The sequence below is a fragment of the Desulfovibrio piger genome (assembly GCF_900116045.1).
GTDB classification, from domain to species: Bacteria; Desulfobacterota; Desulfovibrionia; order Desulfovibrionales; family Desulfovibrionaceae; genus Desulfovibrio; species Desulfovibrio piger_A.
This window is the reverse complement of record NZ_LT630450.1, coordinates 765,136-783,327: the sequence shown is the minus strand read 5'-3', so window position 1 is coordinate 783,327 and position 18,192 is coordinate 765,136. Positions and strand designations below refer to the sequence as shown.

Below are 18,192 nucleotides of genomic sequence, written 5' to 3'. Positions count from 1 at the left end.
AATGAAGAGATAAAATGTCTCAACAAAATAACATAGTAGCTGATTTTAAAGATGCTTTTCGACGTCACAGAGATGATGGCGATATTCTCTTTGGACAAAATCGTTGGGCCAACTCTGATCATTTGTATGGACTTGCAGCAGAATGTGGACTAAAAGCAGTAATGCTTGGATGTGGAATGGCTGTAGATAATAATAATACTCCAACTGATAAAAAACACAAACAACACATTAATAATCTTTGGGATGAATATATACGTTTTATGCAGTCTAATAATGCATATATTTTGAGCGGGGCAAATATATTTAACGATTGGCATGTAAACCAGCGATATTCAATACAAACTGATTTTACAGAATTAATTGTATTAAATCATAAATCTGGGGTTAGTATAATCGAATCTATTGTAAACAAAGCAGAATCAGATGGGGTTATCTAATGACATTCGATCACCTTTTAAATAAAGTAGAGGAAATATTTATTTCCTATAACGGCCTTATTGATTTGAATCAGTATAAAGATAAATTTTTTATAAATAGAGATTTATTTGGAAAAATTTCAATTGTTTGGGATGAAGATCATCTGAACGAAAATTCTCAAATTAAAAATGCTCTTGAAAATATCTGTGCTACCATCGAAGCAACACTTGGAAAACATACTTACCCAAAGCAACGGATTATTCTTGAACGGGAGGCTCCATTTCAGGCAGAAAAAGAAGGAGCTGTTATTTTTAAGTATGGCTCTCAAGTAAGATTTACAGTCATTGATAGAGTTCTTACTGAAAGTTCATGGTACCATCGAGATGAAAATTTCAGTATCTCTGATAAAATAGTCGTATTTTATTCTATTAAAGGTGGCGTTGGAAGATCAACTGCTTTAACCGCTGCGGCATGGAACTTTGCCCAAAAAGGGAAGAGCGTCATGGTCGTAGATATGGATTTAGAATCTCCTGGTATTTCTAGTAGTTTACTGCCTGAAGACCGCTGCCCAACTTATGGACTTCTTGATTGGCTAGTTGAAGATTTAGTTGATAACGGAACTGAGCTAGTAGACTCTATGTTTGGCCTTAGTCCCTTGGCCAAAAACATTCATGGGAATATTTTTGTTATTCCAGCACATGGAAAAGAATACGGGGAATATATTTCAAAAATGGGGCGTGCATGGATGCCTCAATTACGAAATGGCTCTCGTATCCCATGGCCTCATCGTTTACGTCGTGTTTTATTAGAGTTAGATAAAAAACTTCATCCCGATGTAATCCTTATCGATGCACGTTCTGGCTTAGATGAAATATCCTCTGCATGTGTACTAGGGCTTGCGCCAAAGTCAGTATTACTTTTTGCACTTGAAAATATGCAAACCTGGTCTGGGTATTCTATGCTCTTTAAGTACTGGAATACTGTCGAAGTTGCTAAAAAAATTCGTGAGTCCCTACAGATTGTTGCCGCAATGATTCTTGATGGAGAAAATAAAGAAAGTTATATTAAAAAATTGCGTGAAAGTTCTTGGGACTGCTTCGTAGAGCATCTTTATGACTCTATCCCTGCTGAAATTGATTCAGAAAATGATTTTTTTACCTTTGATCTTCTAGCGAACGAGGCCCCTCACAGTCCATGGGAAATAAAATGGCATCAAGGAATTAGTTCATTGAGACAACTTTATACTCTTTCTGAAAGCTTTGATCCAGTAATGATCAAGGCTATATTCCCATTTGTAGACAATTTATATGAAATTTTTTTTGGAGATGAATAATGATCTCTGTACATGAGATTCAAACTGCGCTCGTTCAGGCTACTGAAGATATTCTTACCTCTACCGAGTATGAATCTCCTACGCTAGCGACATTCTATGCCCCTCAATCTCATATCAAGGCTTTGAGGTTATATACTCAGCTAGTAGTTGGAGCACGAGGTGTAGGAAAAACATTTTGGTCTGAAGCACTACAAAATAAAGAGGTCAGAGGGGTACTTGGAAAAAGACTTCCCGAGCTTGAAAATGTATATGTCGTAGTTGGATATTCTACTCAAAATAGCCCTAGCTACCCTTCCCTAGACGTCTTTTCTTCTCTTATCAAAAAATATGAGCCTGAAAGTATCTGGCGAGGTGTTTTATTATATTGTATTATATACAATAATCTTTGTACAACTATTTATGAACAAATTCTTCATATAGAAAGCTGGGATGAACGAATAGCCTGGGTTGCACAACACCCAGAGAAAGTTGATAGAATCTTCTATAATGCTAACCAAGAATTATTGACAAAAGAAAAAAAATTGCTCGTTATTTTCGATGCGCTTGATCGCGTAGCAAAAACTTGGGATGATATTGATCAAATTACAGATGGACTATTACGCACTGCTCTTCAGTTTTCAACATATACAAATATAAAAACAAAAATTTTTCTTAGGGAAGACCACTGTAATCGTCTTTCATTTTCCTTTCCAGACTCATCAAAGCTTTTGAGTTCAAAAATTGCTCTTGAATGGACGCGTGCAGATCTTTATGGACTTTTATGGAAACGTCTTTGCAACGGTAAAAGAAAGTCTGGAGAAATATTGCGAGATATATTTTGCACAGTAATTCCCCATGGACTTGAAGAAAACTCTAGTGTTTGGTTTTTTGACGAGTATCTTCGCTTAAATGACGACATCTTACGCCCTCTCTTTCATAAATTAACAGGACCTTTAATGGGGAAAGACAAACGAAGAGGCGTTCCGTATGTCTGGACCGTAAGTCATCTCGCAGACACCTTACAGCAAACATCTCCTCGATCCTTTCTTGCAGCAATACGTTCAGCATGCGCAGACTCATTACAGCGCTATCCAGATCATACATTCCCAATTCATTATGAAAGTATTAAACGAGGAGTTTTATCTGCTTCCGATATTCGAGTAAATGAAATGGGGGAGGATCATCCTTGGGCAAGGAACTTACTCCAAGCTCTACGGGGGATGAATGTCCCTTGCTTGTTTACGGATGTAGAGTCTAAATGGCGGGCGCTTTATCCTGATGGTCCTATGACGCTTGAGCAATATCCCCAACATATGACAGCTACCCTTTCTCCAAAGAGTTGGACTATCATTAGGGATCAGCTAGCAAAATTAGGTTTTTGTGTAACGCTTAATGATGGTCGATTTAACATTCCTGACTTATATCGAGTAGGTTTTCGCTTGGGGCGCCGTGGCGGGGTTAAGCCATTACCCTAGATACTACAGCTGCGAAGGATCCCGCCCTTACAGGGTGGGATTTTTTATATCCTATTTGTTTCTTATGGTGAACATTTTTTCTTGACTAGGTTCACATATGTGAACATAATAACCTCACGAACACCGGGAAAGGTCGGGAACACGGGCCACGGCCCAGAGTACCACAAGCCTCCCCCGGTGGACGTTCCCCACAAGTACCGAGCTCGGCAAGCCGCAAGCGGTCAGGGCGGAGGGCGGATGCCCGAGGAGGCCCAGATGCAGCGGGAAAGCACGCGACGGCAGGGAAGGGGAGAGGCAGAGACCGGGAGAATGCCCCGGCAACACTCGCGGGCAGACCGCACGGGGCGCAAGTGTGAGCCGTAGAGCCGGACAGCATGACGACGCCGAAAAAGCCGGGACAACTCCCGGAGATGCGAAGGCGGGGAAAGCCGCTGGGCCGATACCGTTTTCTGATTCCAGACTGGCATCCAGCGATGGGTGGCGGAAATGGAACCGGAAATCCTCAAGTTGTACTTCAAGAAAAGGACATAGCCATGTCATTGACCCCTCGCAATCTCGGTAACGGACAGGAGCAGTACGAAACCTTCACGTCCAGGATGCTCAGAAAGCCCTCTACATACGTTCAGTATGACTACCGGCACACGAACGGAAAGCTTTTTTCGTGCGTCGCCAAGACGCTTGATGATGCCCGCGCCAGACGCGACCAGTGGATCAAGAAAAACTATGCCTAGGAATCGCCTCCCCTGACCGGCAGTGACCACAAGACGCGGTGTTTTCCATTTTGGAAATAACCACTTGTCGTTGCCGGGACTGGGGCCGCGATGGTTTGTGCGGAAGCCAGACAAAAAGGCTGCCATCGTGGCCGTGGCCGTCGGCATCGGGCTGGCGGCCAGCTCGGAGCGTAGCGCAGAGGCAGCGCGCCTGCTTTGGGAGCAGGCGGTCGCGGGTTCGATCCCCGCCGCTCCGACCATGATTTTCCCGCCGGGTCATTCTGTACTTTCCCCGGTGGCATCCCAGGCGGTCATCAGGCCAGACCGCCTGGATCTGGGGCCATAGCTCATCAGGGAGAGCGCCGTCCTTGCACGGCGGTGAGGCGGGTTCAAGTCCCGCTGGCTCCACCAAAACGGAGGGATGGCAGAGCGGCTGATTGCGGCGATCTTGAAAATCGCTGGAGGTTTACGCCTTCCGGGGGTTCAAATCCCCCTCCTTCCGCCATATGTTGCTTCATAGAGACCGCGAAGCTCGCGGGCTCACCTGGAGCAGCAGGCCAGCTGGCGCGTCCCTCACTGCGTATGCCGGGGGCGTGTCCTGTCACGCTGCGGGCCGCTTCCATCGGGGAGGCGGCCTTTCTTTTTCCCTCTGCTCCCGCTCCCCGTGGAGAGCCCGGCAAAAGCTGCTGATAGCCGGGACAGCGCGACCGAAAGGCGGCCCGCCGGGCCGTGCCCGTTACGACGAAGGAAGTTACGGGCATCGACAGCAGAGCGCAACGGGGCGGCGCTTCATTCCGTCGTCATTCCCCCGAACGACAGCGGCAAACGCCCGGTGGCCTACCTTCCCGCCGGGCGTCAATTTTTCTCAAGGAGTCCGATATGCCAGACAGCACCACCCGAAAGCAGGCATACTTTTTTGCCTGCCTGGCCGCCATTGCTACCATTGGTGGGGCGGTCGGGAGTTACGAGTACCGCGAATTGAAAGAGGCCTATCACGCCGAACAGGCCCGCTCCAGCGCCCTGGCTGCACGGCTCCAGGAGGCCATGGCCGCACGGGATGAGGAACAGGACGAAGATCAGGGCACTGACAGCGGCGGAGAAATGGCGGTAGCTGCCGTAAAGACGCTCGCCATTCGCAACAACAATCCCCTCAACGTCAAGACCGTAAAGGGGAGACCGTGGTTCGGGCAGATAGCCGTGGACAAGCATGGGCACGCTGTCTTCGATACGCCGGAACACGGCATCCGGGCCGGGGCCAATGTCCTGCTCAATTACTACACGCGCCACGGTCTGGACACGTTGGACGGCATCCTGAGCCGCTTCTGCACCGGCAACAGGGCAGAGTACGCTGCGTTCCTTTCCAAGCGGCTTGGCATCCAGCCGGACAAACAATTTGACGTCCTGGCACGACTGCCGGAATTGCTGCACGCCATGGCCCGCTTTGAAAGCGGCCAGGAGTGGCCCCGTGAACTGTTCACAGGCTACAGCCTCGTGGCCACAGCATATCGCAAGGGGCAACGATGATGTCCCGTCGCCTGTGCTTCGTTTACGTCGGCAAAGCAAAATACCTGAAACAAGCCCTCGCTACGTTTCGTATGCGGGGGCTTTCTGCATCAAGAAGGTGAATTCCATGTGCTACAATAGCTGCACCTGGTTCGAGCCGTGGGTGGAGCGCTGCCGCAAGCCCCGTGGCGAACGCTGCTGGGAAGAGATCCCGGATGAGGAAGAGCGCCTGCACGCGCTCGTGGAAGAAGACAGTGAGGAGGGATAGCGATGGAAGGAATGATCATTAAGGATGAGCAGGCTGCCTACTACGGGCGCCTGGCCCTTTCCAATTCCGGTATGGGAGAGCTGTTGCGCTGTCCCGCTCATCTGAAAGCCATGCTTGACCGTTGCGGTCAGGATGACAAGACGAACGATGCCTTCACTGCTGGCAGTCTGCTGCACTGCATGGTTCTTGAACCATCAGAAGTCAGTAGCCGCTACCGGGTGAAGGTCAATCGCGGCAACACCAAGGCAGGGAAGGAAGAGGCGGAAAAGGCAGCAGAGGATGGCGTCCAGCTCGTTTCCCAGGACATGTGGGAGACCTGCTCAGCCATGGCCGATGCTGCCTTGCGTCACCCTGTCATGCGTTCCGCGCACGCTGCCGGAGATCTTCGAACAGAGCAGTCCGTGTATTGGACAGAGCGTGGCGGGACGGTCCCCTGCAAGGCCCGTGTCGATGCGCTGGTGACGCTCCCCAACTATGGGCTTTGCGCCATCGACCTCAAGACCACACGGGACGCCAGCCTCGCTGCCATCGAAAAGAGCCTCTACACATACGGCTATCACCGGCAGGCTGCCTGGTATCTACGTGGCCTGCGCTCCGCCGGCATGGAAGTCCGCGCGTTCCTCTTCCTGTTCGTCGAAAAAGAGCCTCCGTATCTCACTGTCGCCACCAATATTTCCGAAGGCGCGCAGGAGCTTGCTCTTGATGAGATCAGAAACTGTGTCGACACCTTCGCGGATTGCATGGCTTCCGGCATCTGGCCCGGTTACACGGAATCCCCCGTCATCGAATTAGACCTGCCCGCATGGGCCTACAAGAGGAATCAGTAATGTCCCAGATCCAGACTGCCGTAAAAAAGCCCCAGACCATCGGTCAATTGCTTGAGGCCCAGATGAGTGCCATCGCCATGGTGGTTGCAGGCAGCACTCCCCGCGAACGCATGAAGCGGGCCGAAAAGTTTGCCCGCATCTGCCTGACCGCAGTACGCAATACCCCGCACCTTTCTGAATGTTCCATGCCCAGCCTGGCTGCGGCCATCATGACGTCCGCCCAGCTCGATCTTGAGCCCAATACGCCGCAGGGACTTGCCTACCTCATCCCGTATAAAGGGAAGAAAGGCTACGAAGCTCAGTTCCAGATCGGCTACAAGGGGCTTCTACAGCTGGCGTATCGCTCCGGCATGGTGCAGTCCATCAATGCCGATATCGTGTACAGGGCGGAGATAGAAGCCGGGCTGTTCAGTTACGCCAAGGGGGCATGCCCCAACATCATCCACGAAACTGATCTGCTTGGCGATTATCGCAAGGGCGAGATCGTTGCGGCGTATGCCGCCTGCACGCTCAAGGGCGGCCAGACCATCATGCGCGTCATAGACCGGCAGGACGTGGAGCGCGCCCAAAAGACGAGCGCCAGTTTCAAGGCCGCGAGATCCTGCAACAAGCCAGACATGTCCCCGTGGTATACCAATCCAGAGGCCATGTGGATGAAGACAGCCATCAAACGCCTGGCTGCCTGGATGCCGCAAGTGGAGATTCTCAGTATGGCTGTGGAAGAAGACAGCAAGGCGGATCGCGAGGCCCTCGCCGCCTCCGCAAAAAGCGAGACGGAAGCCATCAATGACGCCTTGGCGGCTACGGCTGTCGTCCCCCTTCCCCAGGCCCAGGAAGAGGATGACAACGATGCCATTGAGACCAGCGCTGCCCCTTCTCCGCAGCCGCAGGAAACTGCACCGGAGCGGAAGCCCCGCATGACGCAGGAAGAGCTGGATGCGTTGCGCCAGCAGGCCCTGAATGCCGTGCTGGAGCGCGGCTACGACAGGGGCAAGGCCGAATGGCTGGCCGGACGTTCCATGGATGCCTGGACGGCAACGGACTGCAAACGCGTCCTGCGTGAAGCGCAAAAGCTGCATCTCCAGGAGCCACCCGCCCCTGACTCCACGCAGGCCGGAAGCGCCGACACAGCGCCGGAACCGGAACAGGCCTTCGTCCCGCCGTACCAGACGTTCACCTGCCCCCACAACGGCGCCCAGGTCACGGAAGACGACTGCTACGACTGCAAGCACCGCACAGGCTGCCCGGCACACGATGACGCCCCGGCAGCGGATGCGTGATTCTCAGCCATCCATCATCCCCAAGCGCCCCGCCGGAGGCCTCGTACCCGGCATCTTTTCAACAAATACAGGCCGCTCTCATCTTGAGGGCGGCCTTTTATCAAGGAGACATGCATGATCCCTCTGAAAATCGAAACCCTGTACGGCGGCGGAGCCGTTGAACGACTCCAGGAAGAGATCCAGCGCGTCATCGCCAACATCTGCGACCCCAACACTCCGGCCAAAAAGGTCCGCAAGATCAAATTGGAGCTCGTAGTCAAGCCCAACGAGCAGCGCAATATGGCTGAAGTCGTCGTCAACACCTCGTCCACCCTCTGCCCGCCGGAACCGCTGGAAACCAGCATCTACATCGGAAACGACCCCCGGACAGGCGAAGTCGCCGCGTCGGAGATCACCAGCGGCGAGAATCCCTACCAGAATCTCCTGCCAGGAGCGCAGGAACACATGCCCGGAAAAATCACCCGTTTCCCTGATGCCAAAACCGCCAGTGCCGGCAACTAGCCGAAGGAGGAAATACTATGCTGGAAGCCCTGTATAACGCCATCCGCAAGGACGCGAAGCCCGTCGTCATCGAAGTCAACGGCAAAAAATATTCCACCAGCGACCTGAAACCCGTCCGTGAACCCAAGCCCGAAGCGATCACGGTGAAGAACCTGTCGTCCCTGGTGGACTTCCTGAGCCGCAATGTGGACGAACTTCCCCTGGACAAGCTCATCTGCCACGTCGAATCCCCTGATACCGTGAGCATCAAGTCCGCCCTTGTGGGCGACCATGAAGACCGCAAGACCTACATCATTGCCAAGCTCGACCAGCTCAAACTTCCGGTGAACGAATGGATCCCGTCCGAAAAATTCTGTATCGCCATGCAGGCCTGCTTCACGGATGACGATCTCAAGCCCACGGATCGCGGCCTTGTCCTGAAATTCGCCGCCAACGTCAAGACCACGCTGGAAAACACGCTGTCCGATGATGGCGTGACCCAGGGCGTCACCGTCCGCAAGAACCTCGTCAGCGTGGAGAATACCACGATGCCCAACCCCGTTACTCTGCGTCCCTTCCGCACTTTTACGGAAGTGGAGCAGCCCGCCAGCAGCTTTGTCTTCCGCGCCCAGGACAAGGACGGGATGAACTTCATGCTGGTGGAATCCGACGGTGGCGCATGGCGCAGCGAGGCCATGGCCAACATCAAGCAGTTCATGCAGGAGGCTGTGTCCGGCCTGAATGTCATCGCCTAGCCGGGAAAGTTACCGGCAAGTGAGCATCACCAACGAAAACAGGCCGTTGCCTTCGCGTCGTGCGGGGCAGCGGCCTGTTTGAGCGTTAGCCCTCAAGGGGAACAATGTTCAGCTTGTACTCCAGCTTGTCCATTTCAGCCTTGTAGAACTTCAGGTGCTCAAAGCCGCCTTGCTTAATCAATGATTCACGTAATGATTCAATATTCCCCTTAAACATACATCCAAAAATTATCCCTGAAATCGACTCTCTTTGTATAGCACATATACCTTGCTTCCCATCTATAGTTTTCAATCCTAGTACTTCAGGGGTGTAAAGATTTTCAACTGATCTGTATTCTTCTTCATACTTCCATAAAGACGATTTCGTAAAAAATACATCGGGTTCTTTTATACTTCCAATTGAAATATGTGGCCTTTGTGATTTATACTTTACTTTTCGAAACAAAATTCTCTCATCATTACTCGCCCTAAATCTAGATGAATCAAAAATAATAGCCACACCTTTATGGTTATCTGCATAATGTGACCACATTAAAATATTGCTGTTATTTTTGCTACAGCAAAACGTTCCATATTTATTCCTCAACTCATAAAGTTGATCATGAAAATGTGTACATAGTTTATCGAACATTTTTTCTTTTGTTTCAAATATATAAGGATCAAATTGTGATATATCAAATTCTATATGATCCCTACAAAAACGATCAATACAATATCGAACAGCATACTCGAGTTCATCTTCATTCTCTTCTCTGCCTAATGCAGGTAAACACTCAAAAGGATCATTAAATTCTTTTGATGGGGTAAATCTAATCGTCGGCCCATTGACGATAAACTTCTCAAAACTCTCAGCAGACATATACTTATACAATTCCATGATTATCTCCGTAAGATAAAACGTCTTCAGCTACGCCGTGTCCGACCTGGGCCGCAATGCGGATACCATGTTCAGCCCGCAGTGCCTGCTGGACAGCCTGTTCCAGAGCCGTACGGAAGCCGAGCAACGCTTCCGCCAGGCATTGGATGACGCCAGCCTGCACTTGCGCCTGAGCCTCAACGTGGCCGTGGCGCTGGGAAGATAGATAGGGAGAAGGGGCCCCGAAAGGGGCCCCAAAGAGGTTAGAGCAGATCAAGCAGCGAGAGCTGCTTACACGGGGGATGATCAAGCTTGCGCCAGAGGGGAAATGCCCGTGCCGTCTGGGCCTTATGACACGGCTGGAACGCGAGTGGCGTACAGAACGCGAAAAGCCCATGAGGTAGTAGCCGGGACGATTGGGGTCTTCAGACCCGATAGTGAGGGGCTGCCTCATTTCTCACCCCCTTGTCGGGGCTACTTGGCAGAGCCCGTCTTGTAGGGGATAAAAAACGCCCGTTTCCCATACGTCCGTGCGTAGATCCGCTTGCCGGTTTTGGGGTGAACGTACGAGGCGACAAAATAGCCGCCAGCCTCAGCCGTACATGTCTTTTCAGAAGACATATAAGCATCCTCCAAGAGGATATGGAGGCAGGGCTTGACTGGGCGGCAAATAAAAACTAGGCTAGAATTTCCTAGGTTCTAGGTAGTTCACGATCCCATATCGTGATCTGCTGCCACAAGGCCACGATCCTGCCCCTCGGTTCAGGCTCGTGGCCTTACCTGTAAATATCACAGCGCATGGTTATTCTCCTGTAAAAGAGGGGAAAAGACGCCGCACTTCGCCGTGTCCGACGAGCGCAGTGAATACCCTGTAATTCTTCGTTTCAAAGCGATACCGACCTGCCACGATGGCAGGAGAAAGCGACAGCTCTGCGGCCAATGCGCAGATGCTCATGGTGCTTATCCGGTGGGCACAGAAGCTCTCCCAACGCTCGCGGGGGATGAAGACGTTCTGTGCGATCATATCCGCCGCCACTTCCTGGTTATCTTCTTGGGCCGAGATTTCAAGGTCATCGAAAACGGGCTCTTCCGAGACGTCCCCGTTATACAGATGGCCGAGTTCGTGCATCAGCGTATGCCAGAAATTGTCCAGACGGTCATACCGCAGTGTCAGACCGATGACGGGCTTTCCATCCAGCAGAAAGACCGCACCATCCAGATAGGTGCTCCGCAGATGCGGCATGGTGACCACGCGGATGCCCTTTTCCCGTAAGGCGTTGACAGCCCGGACAGGGCCGTCAGGATAGACGCTCAGACGGGCGATAGCCGTAAGGTCTTCCCTGGTGATGGTCCCATAGTCGGGAGCATCCATGCCAAGGGCACGCTTGCGCACAGCAGCCAGCCAGACCTGCAAAGCACAGACGTCCGACTTTTCATTCTTGCGGATGGAACGGCGATAACAGGCCTGCTTGGCCTGCTCTGGCGAGAAGCCGGCACTCTCAAAGAATCCGCGGATGGCTTCCTCAAAATTGCGGCTGCGCTTCGTCAGGCGGGGACGTACCAGGCCGAGCTTGGCCATCTCAGCTACAGGGTAACGGCTGAAGTCGATACCCTGGTCCTCTGCGGCCTTGGGATCCCCAAGTAGAAGATCAGAAGGGATTCCAAGGTTATCCCGCAACGTCCGCAGGTCAGACATCGAGAGGTTGCGCTTGCCGGACAGGATTTCGCTTGCCCGGCTACGGCTGCCAAGCACCTTGGCAAAATAGGTTTCCGTCAGCTCCCATCGCTTGAGGAAAAACTTGATGGCGGTTGCCGGAGTAGGGAAAGTGCCGCGCAACTTCATCGACAAAAGCAGCAGCATATCGACAGCCAAGTCTTCCTGTTGGGAGGAAGACTCCAGCTTTTCGACCTGCTGCTTCAGGTCGTCTATTTCATGAGAATCGAACAGCTTTTCCATATCGGCCTCTTTCTTCTACCCACCATAGTCCTCATTCCCAAAAGATGTCAAGGGCTGACGTCCCACAACTAGGATAGACAAATTGTTTTTAATTTGTGAACAATGTAAAAATAAATTATTACAATATGTTATTTATAAAAAATTTACAAATTTCCAATTTTTCAAAATAAATCGGAATTTAAAAAGGCCGCCCTAAAGGCGGCCTTTTTTATCCTGTTTCTGACAGGAGCGTATGGAGAAACAGTATGAAGAAGCATAAAAAAATCGCCGTCTATGGCAGCAAATGTCCCTACTGCGGCACGGTCTACAAGCACGAGGGCATGGCACGGCGCTGCCTGCGCAGACCTCTCTGCCGTATCTACAACAACGTCACCGGCGACAGGCGGAAGATCGCGGACATCCAGTTTAAAGCCGCTGCCTGCGTCCAGTTCTTCGCCGCGCCGCTCCTCAAGTGCGGCAGAGATGACAGCGACTACCGGGAGATCAAGCAACATGCCCAACACTGCCTTGATCTCATCGACATCCTGTACACGCGGGTTATCACGTTGCACTGCGGCATGGCGGTCTTTGATGCTTCAACCACCAAAGCGGCCCGGCTGCTGGAATCCATCTGGCCGCCGGTCAAAACCGACATGACCCACCTGCTGGCCGTCATGTCCACCCTGTTCTACGACGTCCGCCGCGCCCTGGACGAAGCCTGGCAGCATTACCCGGCGTGGGCTACCGACGACGTGTGGGCTGAGATCGAGGAGGAGACGGACGCCCTCTTTGATCTTTTCAACCCGGAGGGGACAGAGGACTACCCGCATATCGACAAGGTGATGCCCGCCTATGACATCCTGCGAGAGTTCATCCTTCCCGAGCGCAAGACGGACATGCGCCTCTACCTGGCAGGGGAACGCTTCTGGATCGCCGCACCAACCAAGGCCGAAGCACGGGAAATCCTGCGCACGGAGACGGGCCTCGTCGGCCTCGCCATGAAAGGCATCGACCTGGGCGAAAAGCTGGAAGACGGGCGCACAGCAGGGGAGCTTCTGGCCACGGCCAATGGCATGCCAAAGATCGTGGCGCGGGCCGCGTAAAACAGGCCCCCTAAAAACTTCCTTTGCTGTCACAATTCCGCGGATCTGAAAATCTGGAAAAGCCGCGCAGAAATTCACCTTTTCCCGTGGCCGGTACACGATACAAGGAGCTGACTGCCATGAGCAGGACAGACGCCCAGGAGCGACTGGCAGAGATCCAGAAGCTTTTGCAGGAACGACAGGCAGTCGTAAAAAAAGTAGACATCATCGACAGGCAAATACAGGAACTTGCGGGGCTATGCCCCGACAAAAAGAGAAAGGCCGCCCCCCTGAGCGCACAAGATTTTGTCCGGGGGTGCGGCCTTTCATAATCGGTGGACGTATGAGCATCTCGCAGCGACGTGACGGCAGATGGATGGTGAAGTACAAGCCCCACGGAGAAAGGGCATGGAGACAAAAAACCTTCGTGGACGAGCAGACAGCACGGGCTTGGGAAGCTGAATTCCTGGCGGAATCTACAGCCGAAGAAGAGCGCCTGACACTGGGCGAGGTGGTCATGCTCTATTACCGGAGCCACCCGGAAAGTCATCCCCGGACCAAGCGTAATGTCGTCTACTTCCTGGCGGGGCACGACGCTGATGGAAAGCATGTTCCCGGAGTAGGGGAGTTCCTGCGGGACAAGTTCGCCGATGCCCTGACACGACAGGATCTGGAGCGGATGCGGGAAGGCTTCCGCTCCAGAGGGACAGGAAACAACACCATCAACAAGTATCAGGCCTACCTGCACGCCATACTGGCCTGGGCCGTCGATCAGGAGCTCATCAGCCGCAATCCCTGGCGGGACTACAAACGTTTGCGTGTGCAGCGTCACCTATGCATGACGACGCTTGAAGATTTTCGGCGGGTCTATGCCTTTCTTCCCGCCCACCTGCAATGGGCCTTCAAGACAGCTTTTGCACTGGCCTTGCGACCGGGTCAGGTCGAGCTCTTTTCCCTCACCTGGGATGCCTTTGATTGGCGCCGGAGCTTCGTCCATGTGCGTCAGGGCAAAACAGGGCTCATCAAGACCGTCATTCCGCCAGCCATGTATATGGAGGAAGCTGCCCAGCGTTACGCGGTGGACAGAGGCGCCGGGATCCATCTGGTCTGCCATCGTCATGGCCGACGGATCATATCATATAAGGATGCGTGGGCTTCTGCCTGCAAGAAAGCAGGTGTGAAAATGCGGCCCTACGATGTGCGGCACCTATCGGCCAGTGAGATGCTGGCCCGGGGAGCGGACCTTGCCTCGGTGGCTGCCCAGATGGGCCACTCTTCGGTCACGACAACGGGCAACACCTATGCCCATGTGACGGCAGGAGGGCAGGCAAGGGCGGCTGCTCTGATGCCTGTATTGGATGCCGAGAAGGTTCTTTTCTAAGAGGCTTGCACCATGTTTTTTGGTGCAACTTTTTTGTAAGTAGCTGATAATAAAAGACTACAAAGCGGACTCAAAATCCGTCGGTGGCAACACCTTGCGAGTTCGAGTCTCGCTCCCGGTACCATAAAAAAATCAAGGGTTTACGGATAGTCCGTAAACCCTTTTTTCGTATTTTCCGTATACCTCTGCATACCGCCGTAGACCGGGAATAAGTTAAAATAAGTTTGACTAGGGGAGCGATAATATTGGCAGCGGGGACCAAGGCCGTCACCTGAGCGTAAGGCCGCGAAGGTCAAGGAATTTCGGGCGCAGAGGCTCAAAAAGGAAAACGCGCGAACGTGCATCATTTTTGCACACGTTCGCGCGTTTTTTGCGCTTTTATTGGCAGCTGGCGAATTGCTTTCTATCAGTATTCCCGGCCGCTCCAGAGGACTTGTCCGATGACGCGGAAGGCATCGCGCTGCTGATCGCGGATATCAATAAGTTTGCGGCGCTATTGGCAGCAATTTGCGCGCGTATCCGGCAGTACAGCTGGTCCTGGTGGTCAGGGCCCAGGGCGGTGGGCTATTCACAGAGGGCGGTTCTGGTCACTGCCTGTTTGTGCGGCAGCGTTCGGCGACAAGGGGAGCCGAAGAAGGCGGCTGGCGTCCCGGGCCGCAGGATGTCCCGCTTTGGGGGAGATTGTTTATTTGCCGTATCCCCTTGCGAACTTTCTGTTTCAGTGCTACGGTTTCATAAAACATTTTTTGTGGAGTGCTTTGTTTCAGGAACGCTTCACAGAAAAAACGTGCCGGACCCCGCAGCCGCCAGGCATGCTCGGCTTTCGGCATATACCTGTTTCATCCTGACCCAGGAGAGGAAGCCTATGAGCTACACACGAAGGGGATTCCTGAAACTGGCAGGCGTGAGTGCCCTCTGCCTCTCGCTCAGCCAGTTCGGTTTCAACCTCGGCGAGGCCCAGGCCTATGCCGGGAGTCTCAAGATAGAGGGCGCAAAGGAAGTCATCACGATCTGTCCGTTCTGCGCCGTCTGCTGTCAGGTCATCGCTTATGTGCGCGACGGCAAGCTCGTCAGCACAGAGGGGGATCCCGATTTCCCCGTCAACGAAGGTTCCCTGTGCGCCAAGGGTGCCGCCCTGTTCTCCATGTACACGAATCCGCATCGCCTCACCAAGCCCTTGTACCGGGCGCCCTACAGTGAAAAGTGGGAAGAAAAGGACTGGGGATGGATGCTGGAAAAGATCGCCCGTCGCGTGAAGGATACGCGTGACAAGGATCTGATCCTCAAAAACAGCAAGGGCCAGACGGTCAACCGTCTGGAAAGCATTTTCATGATGGGCACCTCGCACGCCTCCAACGAGGAATGCGCCGTTATCCATCAAGCCATGCGCGGCCTGGGTGTTGTCCAATTGGACCACCAGGCACGGGTCTGACACAGCCCCACTGTTGCGGCTCTGGCAGAGTCGTTCGGACGCGGTGCTATGACCAACCACTGGATCGACATCAAGAATGCCGACGTGGTTCTTATTATCGGCAGCAATGCCGCTGAACATCATCCTGTTTCGTTCAAATGGATCATGCGGGCCAAGGACAACGGCGCGGCGCTTATCCACGTCGACCCCAAGTTCTCCCGCACGTCCGCCCGTTGCGATTATCATGTGCCGCTGCGCTCCGGTACGGATATCGCGTTCCTGGGCGGTATGGTCAATTACATCCTGGAATCGAACAGCTATTTCCACGATTACGTTATCAATTATACCAACGCCTCGTTCATCGTCGGCAAGGGCTATGACTTCAAGGACGGCCTTTTCAGCGGCTATGACGCCAAGGCGCGCAAGTATGACCAGAGCAAGTGGGGCTTCGAAAAGGGCCCGGACGGCGCCCCGCTGCGTGACGCCACGCTGAAGCACGAGCGCTGCGTCTTCAACCTGATGAAGAAGCATTACTCGCGGTACACCCTGAAGAACGTCTCCGACATCACGGGTGTTTCCGAAGAAAACCTGCTCAAGGTCTACAAGCAGTTCAGTGCCACGGGCAAGCCCGACAAGGCCGGCACCATCCTGTACGCACTGGGCTGGACCCAGCATACCGTGGGCGTGCAGAACATCCGCTGCTCCACGCTGGTGCAGCTGCTGCTGGGCAATATCGGTGTGGCCGGTGGCGGCATCAACGCCCTGCGTGGCGAGCCCAATGTGCAGGGCTCCACGGACCATGCCCTGCTGTACCATGTGCTGCCCGGGTATATCGGCCTGCCGCTGGCGCCCTGGCAGACCCTGGCCCAGTTCAACAAGGCCAATACCCCGGTCACCAAGATCCCCAACAGTGCCAACTGGTGGGGCAACCGGCCCAAGTACTTCGCCAGCCTGCTCAAGGGCTGGTTCGGTGAAGAGGCAAAGCCGGAAAACGACTTCTGCTACGGCCTGCTGCCCAAGGGCGAGCCTGGAGCGGACTATTCGTACATGTATGTCATGGACAAGATGTACCACGGCAAGATCAAGGGTGGTTTTGTCTTCGGCGTCAACCCCATGAACAGTTTCCCCAACACCAACAAGATGCGCAAGGCCCTGGACAATCTGGACTGGATGGTCTGCGCCGAGCTGCACAATTCCGAAACCACGGACAACTGGCACCGTCCCGGCGTCGACCCCAAGAAGATGAAGACCGAAGTCTTCCTGCTGCCGTCGGCCCATCGCGTGGAAAAGGCCGGTACCATCAGCAACAGCGGCCGCTGGCTGCTGTGGTTTGACAAGGCCGTGGAACCGGCGGGCGAGGCCCGCAACTTCGCTGACATGTTCGTGCCGCTGATCAACAAGCTGCGTGAAATGTACAAGGCCGAAGGCGGCAAGCTGCCCGAAGCCCTGCTGAAGATGAACTGGCCCGAAAAGTACGATCCCGAGGAATGGACCCGCCGCATCAACGGCTTCTTCTGGGCCGATACCAAGATCGGCAACCGTCTGTACAAAAAGGGCGACCTGGTCCCGGCCTTCGGCAATTTGCAGGCCGACGGCACCACCTCGTCCCTCAACTGGCTGTACACCGGCAGCTATACGGAGGAAGAAGGCAACAAGTCCAAGCGGCGCGACCCGACCCAGACGCCCATGCAGGCCGCCATCGGCCTGTATCCCAACTGGTCGTGGTGCTGGCCGGTCAACCGGCGCATCCTGTACAACCGTGCCTCCGTGGACCTCAACGGCAAGCCCTACAATCCCAAGAAGGCCGTCATCGAATGGGACGGCAAGAAATGGGTGGGCGACGTGCCGGACGGTCCCTGGGCACCGCAGGCCGATACCAAGAACGGCAAGCTGGCCTATATCATGACAACAGACGGCTATGCCCAGTTGTACGGCCCCGGCCGTCTGGACGGCCCGTTCCCCGAGCATTACGAACCGGCGGAAACGCCCGTGGCGCAGCATCCCTTCTCCAAGCAGCTGAGCAGCCCGGTCTACAAGTTCCATACCAGTGATATGGACAAACTGGCCAAGGCGGCCGATCCCAAGTATCCCATCGTGCTGACGACCTACAGCATGACGGAACACTGGTGTGGCGGCGGTGAGACCCGCAATGTGCCCAACCTGCTTGAAGCCGAGCCCCAGCTCTATGTGGAAATGAGCCCCGAGCTGGCCAAGGAAAAGGGCATCGCCAACGGTGACGGCGTGATCGTGGAAAGCGCCCGCGGCAAGGTGGAAGCCATTGCCATGGTGACGGTCCGCATCCGTCCGTTCAAGGTCATGGGCAAGACTGTCCATCTGATCGGTATGCCCTTTGCTTATGGCTGGACGACGCCGAAATGCGGCGACTCCACCAACCGTCTGACCATTGTGGCCTGTGACCCCAACACGACCATCCCCGAAGCGAAGGCCTGTTGTGTGAACATCCGCAAGGCGGACAAGTTGACGGAAATTGCTTAACCA

The 18,192-nt window shown here is 53.7% G+C and carries 17 protein-coding genes and 4 tRNA genes; 19 read left to right on the top strand and 2 right to left on the bottom strand.

All coding sequences use genetic code 11. The features are described 5' to 3' along the window. The first annotated feature begins 14 nt into the window (after nucleotides 1-14). The 13 genes from DESPIGER_RS12850 (at nucleotide 15) to DESPIGER_RS03745 (ending at nucleotide 9,027) form a co-directional block, all read left to right on the top strand. Nucleotides 15-437, top strand: a complete 423-nt coding sequence (locus tag DESPIGER_RS12850; RefSeq protein ID WP_072333258.1) for a hypothetical protein — start codon at nucleotides 15-17, stop codon at nucleotides 435-437. Next, nucleotides 437-1,750, top strand: coding sequence for a ParA family protein (locus DESPIGER_RS12845; RefSeq protein WP_072333256.1), 1,314 nt, complete (start codon nucleotides 437-439; stop codon nucleotides 1,748-1,750). The genes DESPIGER_RS12850 and DESPIGER_RS12845 overlap by 1 nt, the downstream gene beginning before the upstream one ends. After that, the gene (locus tag DESPIGER_RS12840) at nucleotides 1,750-3,204 is read left to right on the top strand and encodes a hypothetical protein (RefSeq protein WP_072333254.1); all 1,455 of its coding nucleotides are present in this window, start codon (nucleotides 1,750-1,752) and stop codon (nucleotides 3,202-3,204) included. The genes DESPIGER_RS12845 and DESPIGER_RS12840 overlap by 1 nt, the downstream gene beginning before the upstream one ends. A 374-nt stretch (nucleotides 3,205-3,578) precedes the next feature. Beyond that, entirely contained in the window at nucleotides 3,579-3,935 is a 357-nt protein-coding gene (locus tag DESPIGER_RS13450; RefSeq protein WP_231927632.1) for a DUF3873 family protein, read from the top strand. A 164-nt stretch (nucleotides 3,936-4,099) separates the two neighbouring features. Further along, a tRNA-Pro gene (locus DESPIGER_RS03780) sits at nucleotides 4,100-4,174 on the top strand. 76 nt (nucleotides 4,175-4,250) lie between these two features. Further along, a tRNA-Ala gene (locus tag DESPIGER_RS03775) sits at nucleotides 4,251-4,325 on the top strand. A gap of 4 nt (nucleotides 4,326-4,329) precedes the next feature. Then, a tRNA-Ser gene (locus DESPIGER_RS03770) sits at nucleotides 4,330-4,419 on the top strand. Nucleotides 4,420-4,793: 374 nt separating this feature from the next. Then, a complete protein-coding gene (locus tag DESPIGER_RS03765; protein ID WP_072333248.1) occupies nucleotides 4,794-5,438 on the top strand; it encodes a hypothetical protein in 645 nt (214 codons plus the stop codon). A gap of 106 nt (nucleotides 5,439-5,544) precedes the next feature. Further along, nucleotides 5,545-5,685: a hypothetical protein gene (locus DESPIGER_RS12835; RefSeq protein WP_156831628.1), complete on the top strand. Its 141-nt coding sequence runs from the start codon at nucleotides 5,545-5,547 to the stop codon at nucleotides 5,683-5,685. 2 nt (nucleotides 5,686-5,687) lie between these two features. Then, nucleotides 5,688-6,512, top strand: a complete 825-nt coding sequence (locus tag DESPIGER_RS03760) for a PD-(D/E)XK nuclease-like domain-containing protein (protein ID WP_072333245.1) — start codon at nucleotides 5,688-5,690, stop codon at nucleotides 6,510-6,512. Next, nucleotides 6,512-7,792 carry a recombinase RecT gene (locus DESPIGER_RS03755; protein ID WP_072333242.1) on the top strand — a complete coding sequence of 427 codons (1,281 nt, stop codon included), beginning with the start codon at nucleotides 6,512-6,514 and terminating at the stop codon, nucleotides 7,790-7,792. The genes DESPIGER_RS03760 and DESPIGER_RS03755 overlap by 1 nt, the downstream gene beginning before the upstream one ends. A 114-nt stretch (nucleotides 7,793-7,906) precedes the next feature. Further along, the gene (locus tag DESPIGER_RS03750; protein WP_072333238.1) at nucleotides 7,907-8,293 is read left to right on the top strand and encodes a hypothetical protein; all 387 of its coding nucleotides are present in this window, start codon (nucleotides 7,907-7,909) and stop codon (nucleotides 8,291-8,293) included. A gap of 17 nt (nucleotides 8,294-8,310) precedes the next feature. After that, nucleotides 8,311-9,027, top strand: coding sequence for a hypothetical protein (locus DESPIGER_RS03745; protein WP_072333235.1), 717 nt, complete (start codon nucleotides 8,311-8,313; stop codon nucleotides 9,025-9,027). Between the two features lie 85 nt (nucleotides 9,028-9,112). Here DESPIGER_RS03745 and DESPIGER_RS12600 read toward each other — a convergent pair whose 3' ends face one another. Beyond that, the gene (locus DESPIGER_RS12600) at nucleotides 9,113-9,904 is read right to left on the bottom strand and encodes a DUF2971 domain-containing protein (protein WP_083575277.1); all 792 of its coding nucleotides are present in this window, start codon (nucleotides 9,902-9,904) and stop codon (nucleotides 9,113-9,115) included. 37 nt (nucleotides 9,905-9,941) lie between these two features. Between DESPIGER_RS12600 and DESPIGER_RS12830 the strand changes: the two genes are divergently transcribed. Next, complete coding sequence (locus tag DESPIGER_RS12830) at nucleotides 9,942-10,109, top strand: hypothetical protein (RefSeq protein WP_156831627.1); 168 nt, start codon at nucleotides 9,942-9,944, stop codon at nucleotides 10,107-10,109. A gap of 576 nt (nucleotides 10,110-10,685) precedes the next feature. Here the strand turns inward: DESPIGER_RS12830 and DESPIGER_RS03735 are convergent. Next, on the bottom strand, nucleotides 10,686-11,840 hold the full coding sequence (locus tag DESPIGER_RS03735; protein WP_072333229.1) for an ImmA/IrrE family metallo-endopeptidase: 1,155 nt from the start codon (nucleotides 11,838-11,840) through the stop codon (nucleotides 10,686-10,688). A gap of 245 nt (nucleotides 11,841-12,085) precedes the next feature. Here DESPIGER_RS03735 and DESPIGER_RS03730 point away from each other — a divergent pair, with 245 nt between their 5' ends. The 5 genes from DESPIGER_RS03730 to fdnG all read left to right on the top strand — a co-directional run bounded on the left by DESPIGER_RS03730 (nucleotide 12,086) and on the right by fdnG (nucleotide 18,189). Next, nucleotides 12,086-12,922 (top strand): hypothetical protein, encoded by an 837-nt coding sequence (locus DESPIGER_RS03730; protein WP_072333226.1) that lies wholly within the window; start codon nucleotides 12,086-12,088, stop codon nucleotides 12,920-12,922. A 119-nt stretch (nucleotides 12,923-13,041) separates the two neighbouring features. Beyond that, nucleotides 13,042-13,233: a hypothetical protein gene (locus DESPIGER_RS13075; protein ID WP_072333223.1), complete on the top strand. Its 192-nt coding sequence runs from the start codon at nucleotides 13,042-13,044 to the stop codon at nucleotides 13,231-13,233. A gap of 11 nt (nucleotides 13,234-13,244) precedes the next feature. After that, nucleotides 13,245-14,282, top strand: a complete 1,038-nt coding sequence (locus DESPIGER_RS03720) for a tyrosine-type recombinase/integrase (protein WP_162273849.1) — start codon at nucleotides 13,245-13,247, stop codon at nucleotides 14,280-14,282. Next, a tRNA-OTHER gene (locus tag DESPIGER_RS12825) sits at nucleotides 14,262-14,406 on the top strand. The genes DESPIGER_RS03720 and DESPIGER_RS12825 overlap by 21 nt, the downstream gene beginning before the upstream one ends. A gap of 741 nt (nucleotides 14,407-15,147) precedes the next feature. Further along, nucleotides 15,148-18,189 (top strand): formate dehydrogenase-N subunit alpha, encoded by a 3,042-nt coding sequence (gene fdnG / locus DESPIGER_RS03710; protein WP_083575275.1) that lies wholly within the window; start codon nucleotides 15,148-15,150, stop codon nucleotides 18,187-18,189. Nucleotides 18,190-18,192: the final 3 nt, after the last annotated feature.

Bases quoted from the DNA above. Each gene is read 5' to 3' on its own strand.
- DESPIGER_RS12850 (WP_072333258.1), top strand. From the start codon at position 15: ATGTCTCAACAAAATAACATAGTAGCTGATTTTAAAGATGCTTTTCGA.
- DESPIGER_RS12845 (WP_072333256.1), top strand. From the start codon at position 437: ATGACATTCGATCACCTTTTAAATAAAGTAGAGGAAATATTTATTTCC.
- DESPIGER_RS12840 (WP_072333254.1), top strand. From the start codon at position 1,750: ATGATCTCTGTACATGAGATTCAAACTGCGCTCGTTCAGGCTACTGAA.
- DESPIGER_RS13450 (WP_231927632.1), top strand. From the start codon at position 3,579: ATGACGACGCCGAAAAAGCCGGGACAACTCCCGGAGATGCGAAGGCGG.
- DESPIGER_RS03765 (WP_072333248.1), top strand. From the start codon at position 4,794: ATGCCAGACAGCACCACCCGAAAGCAGGCATACTTTTTTGCCTGCCTG.
- DESPIGER_RS12835 (WP_156831628.1), top strand. From the start codon at position 5,545: ATGTGCTACAATAGCTGCACCTGGTTCGAGCCGTGGGTGGAGCGCTGC.
- DESPIGER_RS03760 (WP_072333245.1), top strand. From the start codon at position 5,688: ATGGAAGGAATGATCATTAAGGATGAGCAGGCTGCCTACTACGGGCGC.
- DESPIGER_RS03755 (WP_072333242.1), top strand. From the start codon at position 6,512: ATGTCCCAGATCCAGACTGCCGTAAAAAAGCCCCAGACCATCGGTCAA.
- DESPIGER_RS03750 (WP_072333238.1), top strand. From the start codon at position 7,907: ATGATCCCTCTGAAAATCGAAACCCTGTACGGCGGCGGAGCCGTTGAA.
- DESPIGER_RS03745 (WP_072333235.1), top strand. From the start codon at position 8,311: ATGCTGGAAGCCCTGTATAACGCCATCCGCAAGGACGCGAAGCCCGTC.
- DESPIGER_RS12600 (WP_083575277.1), bottom strand. From the start codon at position 9,904: ATGGAATTGTATAAGTATATGTCTGCTGAGAGTTTTGAGAAGTTTATC.
- DESPIGER_RS03735 (WP_072333229.1), bottom strand. From the start codon at position 11,840: ATGGAAAAGCTGTTCGATTCTCATGAAATAGACGACCTGAAGCAGCAG.
- DESPIGER_RS03730 (WP_072333226.1), top strand. From the start codon at position 12,086: ATGAAGAAGCATAAAAAAATCGCCGTCTATGGCAGCAAATGTCCCTAC.
- DESPIGER_RS13075 (WP_072333223.1), top strand. From the start codon at position 13,042: ATGAGCAGGACAGACGCCCAGGAGCGACTGGCAGAGATCCAGAAGCTT.
- DESPIGER_RS03720 (WP_162273849.1), top strand. From the start codon at position 13,245: ATGAGCATCTCGCAGCGACGTGACGGCAGATGGATGGTGAAGTACAAG.